Origin of the sequence: Roseateles albus, assembly GCF_028595345.1 — a bacterium.
GTDB classification, from domain to species: domain Bacteria; phylum Pseudomonadota; class Gammaproteobacteria; order Burkholderiales; family Burkholderiaceae_C; genus Paucibacter_A; species Paucibacter_A albus.
Genome location: NZ_JAQQXT010000019.1, coordinates 1 through 11,000, shown reverse-complemented (window position 1 = coordinate 11,000; position 11,000 = coordinate 1). Strand labels below are relative to the sequence as shown.

The 11,000-nt window shown below is 62.3% G+C and carries 9 protein-coding genes; 7 read left to right on the top strand and 2 right to left on the bottom strand.

The window, feature by feature from the left end:
* Positions 1 to 62: 62 nt before the first annotated feature.
* Positions 63 to 848, top strand: coding sequence for an enoyl-CoA hydratase-related protein (locus PRZ03_RS21955; protein ID WP_273602265.1), 786 nt, complete (start codon positions 63 to 65; stop codon positions 846 to 848).
* Positions 849 to 871: 23 nt separating this feature from the next.
* A complete protein-coding gene (locus tag PRZ03_RS21950) occupies positions 872 to 2,407 on the top strand; it encodes a 3-hydroxyacyl-CoA dehydrogenase (protein ID WP_273602264.1) in 1,536 nt (511 codons plus the stop codon).
* 59 nt (positions 2,408 to 2,466) lie between these two features.
* On the opposite strand, the gene PRZ03_RS21945 is transcribed toward PRZ03_RS21950, so the two are convergent.
* The gene (locus PRZ03_RS21945) at positions 2,467 to 3,348 is read right to left on the bottom strand and encodes an IclR family transcriptional regulator domain-containing protein (RefSeq protein ID WP_273602263.1); all 882 of its coding nucleotides are present in this window, start codon (positions 3,346 to 3,348) and stop codon (positions 2,467 to 2,469) included.
* Positions 3,349 to 3,657: 309 nt separating this feature from the next.
* Entirely contained in the window at positions 3,658 to 4,863 is a 1,206-nt protein-coding gene (gene pcaF, locus PRZ03_RS21940; protein WP_273602262.1) for a 3-oxoadipyl-CoA thiolase, read from the bottom strand.
* A gap of 306 nt (positions 4,864 to 5,169) precedes the next feature.
* Between pcaF and PRZ03_RS21935 the strand changes: the two genes are divergently transcribed.
* The 5 genes from PRZ03_RS21935 (at position 5,170) to PRZ03_RS21915 (ending at position 10,807) form a co-directional block, all read left to right on the top strand.
* On the top strand, positions 5,170 to 6,450 hold the full coding sequence (locus tag PRZ03_RS21935) for an HD-GYP domain-containing protein (protein ID WP_263534361.1): 1,281 nt from the start codon (positions 5,170 to 5,172) through the stop codon (positions 6,448 to 6,450).
* Positions 6,447 to 8,612 (top strand): sensor domain-containing protein, encoded by a 2,166-nt coding sequence (locus tag PRZ03_RS21930; protein WP_273602261.1) that lies wholly within the window; start codon positions 6,447 to 6,449, stop codon positions 8,610 to 8,612. Before PRZ03_RS21935 ends, PRZ03_RS21930 begins: the two co-directional genes overlap by 4 nt.
* Before the next feature lie 59 nt (positions 8,613 to 8,671).
* The gene (locus tag PRZ03_RS21925) at positions 8,672 to 8,995 is read left to right on the top strand and encodes a DUF1840 domain-containing protein (RefSeq protein ID WP_263534363.1); all 324 of its coding nucleotides are present in this window, start codon (positions 8,672 to 8,674) and stop codon (positions 8,993 to 8,995) included.
* A gap of 4 nt (positions 8,996 to 8,999) precedes the next feature.
* Positions 9,000 to 9,653, top strand: coding sequence for a histidine phosphatase family protein (locus PRZ03_RS21920; protein ID WP_338109629.1), 654 nt, complete (start codon positions 9,000 to 9,002; stop codon positions 9,651 to 9,653).
* Positions 9,654 to 9,847: 194 nt separating this feature from the next.
* Entirely contained in the window at positions 9,848 to 10,807 is a 960-nt protein-coding gene (locus PRZ03_RS21915; protein ID WP_263534364.1) for a porin, read from the top strand.
* The last annotated feature ends 193 nt before the right edge of the window (positions 10,808 to 11,000 follow it).

Sequence of the window (11,000 nt, the reverse complement as noted above, 5' to 3'; positions counted from 1 at the left end):
GTGCCGGGTGAATTGACCGCGGGAGGGCTGCGATACTGAGCAGATTACTAGGAGTTTCATGCATGGAGACATTGACGATTGCGGTCGACGCGGGCGGCGTGGCCCACATCACCATGACCAGGCCCGAGGTCTTCAACGCTTTCAATGAGCTGATGATTTCGGAGCTGAGCCAGGCGGTGGAGCATTGCGTGGCCGACCCCGGCGTGCGCGTGATCGTGCTGGCCGGCGCCGGCAAGGCCTTCAGTGCCGGTGCCGATATCGAATGGATGCGCCGCGCGGCGGCTGCCTCGGAGCAGGTAAATCTGGAAGACGCAAGGCGCTTCGCTGCGATGCTGCAGCGGCTGGCCGAATGCCCCAAGCCGACGCTGGCGCGCATCCAGGGCCTGGCCCTGGGCGGCGGGGTGGGCCTGGCCTGCGCCTGCGATATCGCGATTGCCAGCAGCGAGGCCAAGTTCGCCGTCAGCGAGGCGCGCTTTGGCATCTTGCCGGCCGTCATTGGCCCTTATGTCATCAATGCGGTGGGGCCGCGTCAGGCCAAGCGCTTGGCGCTAACGGCCAGCCGTATCGGCGCGGCCGAGGCGCTGCATATGGGTTTGGTGCATGAGGTGGTGGAGCCGGGTGAGCTGGACGCTGCGCTGGCGCGCTGGGTGCCAGAGTTGCTGGCCAGCGGGCCGCAGGCGCAGGCCGAGATCAAGGCCTTGTTCGCGCAGATCGAGGTCGGCCCTGTCAGCGCCGAAGTACGCGAGTTGACGGCCCAGACGATAGCGCGTGTGCGCACCGGCGCCGAGGCGCGGGAAGGCTTCGCCGCCTTTTTGGCCAAGCGCGCCGCGCCCTGGGCGCCCCAGTAAAAAGAAACATTTGGAGCAGAGCGATGAGTGAGACAAAGCAATGGGCGGTGGCCGCGGAGCGGCCGGCGCTGATTGGCGTGGTCGGTGCTGGCGTCATGGGAGCCGGGATCGCCCAAGTGGCCGCACAGGCGGGCCACGCGGTGCTGCTGCTGGATCTGCGCGAAGGTGCGGCCGCGTCGGCGATCGCGCAGACGGCCCGGGCCTTGGACGCCTTGGTGGCCAAGGGCCGCATGGAGGCCGTCGAGTGCGCGGCGGTGCTGGCGCGCATTCAACCGGCGCAGAGCCTGGCCGAGTTGAAGGATGCGGCCTTGGTGATCGAAGTCATCGTCGAAAAGCTGGAGCCCAAGCAGACCTTGCTGCGCGAGCTGGATGCCTTGCTGGGCGAAGGCGCCATCATCGCGAGCAATACCTCGTCGATCAGCGTGACGGCCCTGGCCAACGGCATGCAAAACCCGGGCCGCCTGGTTGGCATGCATTTCTTCAACCCGGTGCCTTTGATGAAGTTGGTGGAAGTGGTTTGGGGCGCCGAGACCGAGGCCGGCGTGGCCGAGGTGATCGAGGTCTTGGCGCGGCGCTGGGGCAAGACGCCGGTGCATGCGAAGTCAACGCCAGGTTTTATCGTCAACCGCATTGCCCGGCCTTTTTACGCCGAGGCGCTGGCCTTGTTGCAAGAGCAGGCCGCGACACCGGCGCAGATCGACCGGGCCTTGCGCGCGGCGGGTTTCCGCATGGGGCCTTGCGAGCTGATGGATCTGATTGGGCATGACACCAACTTCTTGGTCACGCAGTCGGTTTTCGAAGCTAACTTTGGCGATAAGCGGTATATGCCTTCCTTGGTGCAAAAGGCCTTGGTTGACGGCGGACGCCTGGGACGCAAAGTGGGCAAGGGGTTCTTTGTTGGCCTGCCCGAGGCGGCGGGGCCGGTGGAGGCGCCGCAGCAAGCGCTGGCCGCGATCGGCGTGGTCGGGCGCGGGCCTTTGGTCGATACGCTGGCCGCTTGCTTGGACCTGAAGGGCTTGACTTACACGCGCGGGGAATCTGCCGATTGGAACGGTTTGTCGGTGGGCGATGTTCATGTGCATCTGAGCAGCGGTGTGACCGCCGCGCAACTGGCCGCCGAATGGCGTCACCCGCAGCTGGCCGTGATGGACTGGCCTTTGGCGCCCGGCCGTGTCGATGCGCTGGCGCTCAGTGTGGCGCCACAGTTGGACGCAGCAGGCTTGGCGGCGATCGAAGATGTCTGGCGGGCCTTGGGCTGGCAGCCGCTGCGCATGCGCGATGTTCCCGGCTTGGCCGTCGCGCGAACCGTGGCGATGTTGGTCAACGAGGGTTGCGACGCGGTCTGGCAAGGCGTGTGTGACGAGCGCGCGGCAGATCTGGCCTGCAAGCTCGGTGTCAACTATCCGGCTGGGCCGTTTGAATGGTTGCCGCTGATTGGTGCGCCGGCCTTGGTGGCGACACTGGACGGCCTGTTTGCTGCCTACCGCAGCGAGCGCTACCGCGTCAGCCCTTTGCTGCAGCAGCGGCGCTGGTCAGAGCCCGGGCACAAACAGGCCTGAGACCTGTTTGTGCCTAGTGAAGGCTTCAGGCCTCCGGCCTGGAGCTGGACGAGGCTGAACTACAGCAACATGCGCAGATGCGTTTGGGCTTGGAGCAGGGGAGGCAGGCATTGCTCAAGCAACTGCTCCATGCTCATGCGGGAGGCGTGGGCGCAAATATTGAGCGAGGCGACGACCTCGCCCCGGTAGTTTTTCAGCGGGACGGCGACGGTACGCAGGCCCAGCTCTAGCTCTTGGTCAATGCAGGCGTAACCGAGCGAGCCAGCTCTTGCGATTTCTTGGCGCAGGCGCTCAGGCTGTGTGATGGTGTGCGGCGTTAAAGCCGTCAGCTGCTGGCGAGCCAGCCAAGCGTCTAGCTCGGCCGGGGCCAAGGCGGCCAACATGACGCGCCCATTGCCCGAGCAATGGGCCGGCACGCGCATGCCCGGCTGCAAGGCGGGCGCCACGAGGCGGCCGGAATTGGTGGCGGCGATGCAGATCACGTCGTCACCGTCCAAGACGCCGGCCGAGCTGGCCTCTTTCAAGGCAAAGGCGAGCTTGTGCAGCTCGGGCTCGACGATGCGGGGCAGGCGGGCCGAATGCATATAGCTTTGACCCAGGCGCAGAACTCTTGGCGCCAAGGCGAACATCTTGCGGTCTTGCGTCACAAAGCCCAGATGCGTCAGGGTCAGCAGGTAGCGCCGTGCGGCCGCTCGTGTCAGCCCGGTGCGGATGGCGACCTCGCTGATCGTCAGCCGAGGCCGCTCTTGATCAAAGGCCTCGATGACGGCCAGCCCTTTTTCCAGGCCGGCAACCAAGTCGCGCTTCAGCGGCCCGGCCGGCTTGCTCTCTTGCGCGGGCAATGCCGCAGGATAGAGCTCGGGGCGCTCAAAGGTCGGGGGCGAGGGCGAGCCCAGGGCCTGCTGATACTCAAGGTCATCGAAATTGCGGGCAGCTGACATGGTCGGAGTGGCGAAAAGGCTCCCCAATCTTGATTGCTTGGTCAAGAGGCGCGGCCATGAGTGGGCCGGGGAAGCTTTTGAATCTGAAAGAAAGCTCCACCGCGAGGCGGAGTGCTGCCGGACAGGCCTGTGAACAAGTTGGATCGGCAACTTTTCGGGCGAAACTTCCGTCGATATATGTGCGCTGTACGCCAAAAATCAAATTTAGTATGCCATGTTAAATTTTGTTTCTGGGTACTAATACCTAGGAAGTTCGGGACTAAAACTCATTTTGCTATGAGCTTTAGTCATGGCAAACGACTGCGCTTCTCAGACTCTTTCGATGACGAGGGCGATGCCTTGGCCGACCCCAATACACATGGTGCACAGTGCATAGCGCCCGCCGCTGCGCTGCAATTGATGGACGGCGGTCATCACCAAGCGTGCGCCGCTGGCGCCCAGCGGATGGCCCAGGGCGATGGCCCCGCCGTTCGGGTTGACGCGCGCGTCGTCGTCGGCCAGGCCCAATTGGCGCAACACGGCCAAACCCTGGGCGGCAAAGGCTTCATTGAGCTCGATCACATCCATCTGAGCGAGGCTCAAGCCGGTCTGCGCCAGCACTCGCTGGCTGGCCGGCGCCGGGCCAATGCCCATGATGCGCGGCGCCACGCCGGCACAGGCCATGCCAAGCACGCGCGCGCGGGGCGTCAGCCCATTCTTGGCGGCCGCAGATTCGCTCGCCAGCAGCAGTGCGCAAGCGCCGTCATTGACGCCCGAGGCATTGCCGGCGGTGACGGTGCCGTCGGGGCGCACGATGGGTTTGAGCTTGGCCAGCGCCTCCAGGCTGGTTTCACGCGGATGCTCATCGCGATCAACGCAGATCGGCTCGCCCTTTTTTTGTGCAATCGAGACCGGCGTGATCTCGGCGTCGAAGTAGCCGGCCTGCTGCGCGGCGACCGCCCGCAGCTGGCTGCGCAAGGCCATCAAATCCTGGTCGGCACGGCTGATGCCAAAGTCGGTGGCGACGTTTTCGGCCGTCTCGGGCATCGCGTCGACGCCGTACTGCTCCTTCATCAACCGGTTGACAAAGCGCCAGCCTATTGTGGTGTCATAGACGGCGTTGCTGCGGGCGAAGGCGGTTTCGGCCTTGGGCATCACGAAGGGCGCGCGGCTCATGCTTTCGACGCCGCCGGCCAACATCAGGCCGGCCTCGCCGGCGCGAATTGCGCGCGCCGCCGAGCCAACGGCGTCCATGCCCGAACCACACAGGCGGTTGATCGTGGCGCCGGGCACGCCCACCGGCAAGCCGGCCAGCAGCGCCGACATGCGCGCAACGTTGCGGTTATCTTCGCCGGCCTGATTGGCGCAACCGTAGAGCAGGTCGCTGACCGAGGCCCAGTCCACGCCAGGGTTGCGGGCCATCAATGCACGCAGCGGAATGGCGCCCAGATCGTCCGCCCGCACTGAAGACAAAGCACCGCCATAGCGTCCGAAGGGTGTGCGAATAGCGTCACAAATAAAGGCCTGTTGGGTCATGGTTCTTCCTGTTGGGAATAAAAGTGCTGCGTACTGCTGAATTTATGCACGCAAACGACTGCCGTGGTCGCAGCAGTTGATGCGTGACTATATATAGTGGCCTCAGAGATTGAGAATGCTTGCGCGGGGGCTGAGCTGGTCCCTGTTCAAGCCGGTCATTTGGGCCGTGGTGGACGTGATAAATCGCACGAGGCTTTCAGGCATTTGAGCAGTGCGCACCAAAGGCGGGACTAAGGACTTAAGTTTTAACCATTGCTTGCCGAAGCTTGACCGGAGGGCGCCTCAAGGAATTGGCGTAGGAAAAATATGAAGGAAAGTTCGGACTATCCGCTGATCGAAGTCAGCCAGTTGAAGGTGGGAATGTTCATCCACCTGGATCTGGGCTGGATGGCGCATCCCTTCCCGCTCAGCAGCTTCAAGCTGGCCAGCGAGGAGCAGCTGATGATTTTGCGCCGCCTGGGGCTGAGTCAGGTGCGCTGGAGTCCGGGCAAGAGCGAGTTGCAACTGGAGGCTACGCCGCTGCCCATCGCGGCGCCGGCGGCCGCCGACCTGTCGGCCGTTTCGAACGAAGATTTGGCCCGCGAGGCGCATCGGCGCGCGCTGGCTGCGCAGCGTGCGGCGCTGCAACTGTGTGAGCGCCAATATGGAGAAGCGGCTTCGGCGTTCCGGGATGTGATGGAGTCAGTGCCCAAGGACCCGCGCGGCAGCCGCGAGCAAACCACCGCACTGGCGGCGGCTTTGCTGGACAAAATGCTGATCGAGGGCGATCTGAATATTCGCCTTCTGAACGAAGGTGCCGGTGATCGCAGCACCGCGCATGCCCTGAATGTGTCCATCATCGCTTTGTTGCTGGGTCGGGCTTTTGGCCTGAACCGGGAGGAAATGCTTGATCTGGGTGTTGGGGCGCTCTTGCATGATGTGGGCAAACTCGAGGTGCTGGCCCGCTTGCGGCACCGTGAAGACACGTTCACCGGCCCCGAAATGCAGCTTTATCAACAGCATGTGGCCAAGGGTGTGGCGATCGCGCAAGGCATGGGTTTGACGCCCGGCCCCTTGCTGATCATTGCCCAGCATCATGAGAACGCCGATGGCAGCGGCTTCCCGCAGCGCATCAATATGGACAAGATGAGTGCCGGCGCACGCATCGTCGCGCTGGTGAATCGTTTCGACGGGCTGTGCAATCCCTTGCTGGCCTCCAAGGCGATGACACCGCATGAAGCGCTGTCGCTGATGTTTGCGCAGGGCCGCAACCGCTTCGACGCCACGATGCTGAATGCTTTCATCCGCATGATGGGTGTCTACCCGCCGGGTTCAGCGGTGCAGTTGACCGATGACCGCTATGCCTTGGTGGTGGCCGTCAATTCTTCCCGGCCACTGAAGCCACGCGTGATGGTGCATGACCCGAAAGTACCGCGTGAAGAGGCGCTGGTGCTCAATCTTGAGGATCAACCCGATTTGGGCATTCGTCGCAGCATCAAGGCGCAGCAATTGCCGCGCGCCGCGATGGACTACCTAAGCCCGCGCACGCGGATCGCCTACTTCTTTGAGCCGGTAGGTGCTGGCATGGCGACGGAGTTAGCGGCGTGACAGTTCTCAGGCTGCAGCTGGCGCCTCAACCAAGCCCTGTCGAACCCTATGCCGCCCTGCTGGACGGGCTGCTGGATTCGGCATGGTTGGTTGACGGCACAAGCCGCTGCATCCTGGCGGTGAACAAAGCTGCGCACCAGATGTTGGGGCTCAAGCCCGAGCAAATGGTCGGCCAAGCGGTTGAAACCCTGGTCAGCACGCCCGAAGATGCGATGTTCTGGCTGGAAGCGGCCAGCAGCACGGCGGCCAGTTTGAATTCGGACACCTTGATGCGCCATGCCGATGGGCAGATGCTGTGGGTTACGCGGCGTATCAGCTATGTGGCGGTCAATTCAAAAGCGGCCGGTATGGCCAGCTCAGTTTATGGCGCAGAGCCGGCCGGTTACTGGTTGGTCGTGATCCGTGATCAAAGTCGGCAGCGTCAAAGCGAAGAAGAGCGTGAGGCCTTGGTGGCCGAGTTGCAGGCCACGCTGGAATCAACTGCCGACGGCATTTTGGTCACCGATCTGGCCGGCCGCATGCGTTCCTTCAACAAGCGTTTTGCCTCTTTGTGGGGGATTCCCGCTGATTTGCTGCAGGAACGTAACGACGAGGCTGTGCAGACTTGGATGCGGCGTAGCGTGCTTGACGGCAAGATCTATGCACAGCGCTTAGATGCGATTGAAGAGGCGCCCTTGCTGCAGAGCAGCGACGTGATCACGCTGACCGATGGTCGGGTGCTGGAGCGCGTCTCGCTGCCGCAATTCAGCCGCGGTCGGGCGGTCGGGCGGGTGTATTCCTTCCGCGACCTGAGCGAAAAGCTGGCTGCCAGCCAGCGCATCGACGAACTGGCTCACTCGGACATGTTGACCGGCCTGCCGAACCGGCGCGCTTTGGCCGAACGGGTCGACTATGCGCAGGCAATGGCGCGGCGCGAGAGCATTCCTTTTGCGCTGCTCAGCGTCGATCTGGATCGCTTTCAGCAAATCAATGAAACGCTCGGCCACTCCTATGGCGACCGGGTCCTGAAAGAGGTGGCCGAACGCTTGAAGAGCTGCCTGCGCGAAGTCGACACGGTGGCTCGTCTGAGCGGCGATGAGTTCGCGCTGCTGATTCATCAGGCCGATGTGCGCGGCGCCGAGAACGCGGCGCGTCGGGTGCAAGAGGCGATGTCGCGGCCCTTTAGTTTCGATACGCTCAGCTTCACCGTGACCTGCAGCACCGGCATTGCCCTGTTCCCGGGCGACGGCGGCACGGCAGAGGAGTTGATGGCCAGCGCCGAGAGGGCGATGCACTGGGTCAAGGAAAGCGGCCGCGGCACTTTCCATTTCCATCGGCCGCGCAAGGACGTCGATCTGCTTTCGCGCATGCGCCTCGATCATGCGATGCGCCAGGCCTTGCAAGAGGGGCAGTTCCGCCTGCATTACCAGCCGCAAGTCGCCTTGGGCAGTGGCCAGGTCATAGGGGCGGAAGCGCTGATTCGTTGGCGCGATCCGCTGCGTGGCGAGATTTCTCCGGGCGAGTTCATCCCGGTGGCGGAAGAAAGCGGCTTTGTCGTTGCGATTGGCGAATGGGTGCTGCGCCAGGCCGTCGAGCAAGCGGCGACTTGGCTGCGCCAAGGTCGTGCGATGCCGGTGGCGGTCAATGTCTCGGCCATGCAGTTCCAGCAAAGCCAGTTCGTCGACTCGGTGGCTGCGGTTTTGAAATCCTCTGGCTTGCCGCCCGCCTTGCTCGAGTTGGAATTGACCGAATCGATTTTGTTGCGCGACGCCGAAGAGGCGCTGCTGCGCCTGCAGGCGCTGGCAGAGCTGGGGGTGACCATGTCGATTGACGACTTTGGCACCGGCTATTCGAGCCTGGGCTATTTGAAGCGCTTCCCGATTCAACGCTTGAAGATAGACCGCAGCTTTGTGCAGGGCTTGCCAGGCGACAGCAGCGACGCGGCGATCGTCAACGCCATCATCCAAATGGGCCAGGCCTTGCGTCTGCAGGTGATTGCCGAGGGCGTTGAAACCGAGGCGCAGCGCGAATTTTTGCTGCGTGCCGGCTGCCACGAATTTCAGGGCTTTCTCTTTGCGCCGGCCTTAGACCCGCGCGCTTTCGAGGAGCGTGTTTGGCGGCGCAGCCCCGAGACCCCGGTGCGCTCCGTCGGCATGCATTTTCTAGGCGGCTTGCTGGTCTGAGGGATCGGGGTTCAAGCAGGCAACGCACAATAGCGCTCAGTTCCTAAAAGGAGTGAGTGATGATTTACAAATTCAAGTCCAAAGCCGGTGCCGACGTCATCATGATGGGCCCGCAGGGCGATCAAATCTTGGCGCTATTGGGCCGGGAGCCTTCCAGCCAAGGCCTGCTTGCCCTGGCAAGTCTGAGCGAGGCGATGGCCAGCCTTGAGCGAGCCGCAACAGAAGATGATGCCGCGTTTGCCGCGCAGCAAGCCGAAGCAATGGCTGCTGGCTTGCCCGCCCCGCGCCGCGAAGGCATCAGCTTGCGTCAGCGTGTTTGGCCTCTGCTTGAGTTGATGCGCCACAGCGTGCAAGCGGGGGAAGACCTTGTGTGGGGCGTCTGAAGCGATGCCTCTGGACAGCAGTACTCAAATCCTGGCGATTCGGCATGGCGAGACCGAATGGAATCGCGTCAAGCGGATTCAAGGCCACACTGATATTGCACTCAGCGAGATCGGTCTGGCCCAAGCGCGCTTGTTGGGCCTGGCCTTGCAGGAGCAGCCGATCGCTGCGATCTACACCAGCGATCTGCAACGTGCCAGGCAAACCGCCCAAGCGGTGGCCGACCAAGCGTCTCATGCAAGCTTGCACTTACGGCTGGATGCGCAGTTGCGGGAGCGAAACTTTGGTGTTTTCGAAGGCATGACCTGGGAAGAGATTGCTGCGCGTTGGCCGGAGCAAAGTGAACGCTGGCGCAAGCGGGATGCCGAGTTCGGCGCGCAAGGCGGTGAAACCTTGGGTGAATTTTACCGACGCAGCATCGCGGCGCTGACCGGCATTGCTTCGCAGCATCCGGGGCAAACGATTGTGGTGCTGACGCATGGTGGCGTGCTGGACTGCCTGTATCGCGCTGCCACCGGCCTGGATTTGCAGGCGCCGCGCAGTTGGGTACTGGGCAATGCGGCCATCAACCGGCTGCTTTTCACGCCAGCGGGCTTTAGCTTGGTCGGGTGGAACGACGCAAGTCATTTGGTCGACCTTGGGAAAGAATCGCTGCCTTGAAAATCGCGTCGATTCCCATCGCACGCGCAAGTGCTGAAGCGCATGCTCTTGGGGTTAGCAGGGAAGTGTTGCAATTTCGCGTCGAACCACTGGCGCTCAAACGTGGCACTTCTATACTCGCGACACATTGCGCAGAAGTCCGGGCCAATCAGCCTAACTGAGCTCAGCTCAATTTCAACTCACCAAGGAAAACGATGAAAAAGATCGCTATCGTGGCCGCTATTGCAGCCTTCGCAGCTCCCGCCGCATTCGCACAAAGCTCGGTCACCCTGTGGGGCCGGATCAATACGTCGGTTGAGAGCCAGTCGACTGACGGCGGCGATCGCGTTGCCGTGGTTCAGAACAACAGCTCGCGTTTGGGCTTCAAGGGTACCGAAGATCTGGGCGGCGGCCTGAAGGCTCAGTTCCTGCTGGAGCATGGTCTGAATTCGGACACCGGCGCGGCAACGAAAGGTTCCAGCGCGTTCTGGAATCGCGAAGCTGCAGTTCAGTTGAGCGGCTCTTTCGGTGCCGTCAAGTTGGGCCGTTGGACCAATGGTTCCTACTTCGCCACCGCTGACTACATCAGCATGCACAACCACGACACCGGCACTTCGTCGGATGCGCTGTATGCATTTGGTACGGGTTGGAGGGAAGCCAACAAGGTTGGTTACTTCACACCTAACTACGCCGGCTTCACCGCTGAAATCACCGCCAGCGCCGGCGAAGGTGCTCCAGGCGTTGAGCGTGCATTCGACCTGTCCGCCAACTATGACATGGGCCCTATCCACTTGGGCGCTGGTTACGGTAAGGAAGGCGACAACAGCCAGTACGCCATCCGTGGCCTGTACGAAATGGGCGCTTTCACTTTCGGCGCCTACTGGCAGTATGAAGATCACGCAAGCAAGGGCGTGAAGAACAGCACCCGTAACATCGGCCGCGTTTCGGCCATGTACACGATGGGCGCATCTGAATTCCACGTCAACGTCGGTGGCACCGAGTCCGGCGGCACCGCGGGCTTCAATAATCATGGCGCCAAGCAGTACACCTTTGGTTACAACTACAACCTGAGCAAGCGCACCAAGGTCTATGGCTTCTACACAGCCATCGACGCTAACGACACCAAGAAGGGCGACTTTGACTCCTTCGCAGTGGGCGTGCGCCACAATTTCTGATCGTTCACGACAGAATCAAAAAAGCGACCTTCGGGTCGCTTTTTTTATGGGGCTGACCCGTCCTGACCCAGGTTGACACATTTGCCTTCAAGAAAGGGCATGTGTGATGGATACAGGCGTCAAGCGAACACAGCGCGACTACACGATGGCTTTTAAGCTGGCCGTGGTGGAGCAGGTCGAAAAGGGCGAACTG

Coding starts and splice junctions, on each gene's coding strand:
- PRZ03_RS21955 (WP_273602265.1), top strand. CDS start 63: ATGGAGACATTGACGATTGCGGTCGACGCGGGCGGCGTGGCCCACATC.
- PRZ03_RS21950 (WP_273602264.1), top strand. CDS start 872: ATGAGTGAGACAAAGCAATGGGCGGTGGCCGCGGAGCGGCCGGCGCTG.
- PRZ03_RS21945 (WP_273602263.1), bottom strand. CDS start 3,348: ATGTCAGCTGCCCGCAATTTCGATGACCTTGAGTATCAGCAGGCCCTG.
- pcaF (WP_273602262.1), bottom strand. CDS start 4,863: ATGACCCAACAGGCCTTTATTTGTGACGCTATTCGCACACCCTTCGGA.
- PRZ03_RS21935 (WP_263534361.1), top strand. CDS start 5,170: ATGAAGGAAAGTTCGGACTATCCGCTGATCGAAGTCAGCCAGTTGAAG.
- PRZ03_RS21925 (WP_263534363.1), top strand. CDS start 8,672: ATGATTTACAAATTCAAGTCCAAAGCCGGTGCCGACGTCATCATGATG.
- PRZ03_RS21920 (WP_338109629.1), top strand. CDS start 9,000: ATGCCTCTGGACAGCAGTACTCAAATCCTGGCGATTCGGCATGGCGAG.
- PRZ03_RS21915 (WP_263534364.1), top strand. CDS start 9,848: ATGAAAAAGATCGCTATCGTGGCCGCTATTGCAGCCTTCGCAGCTCCC.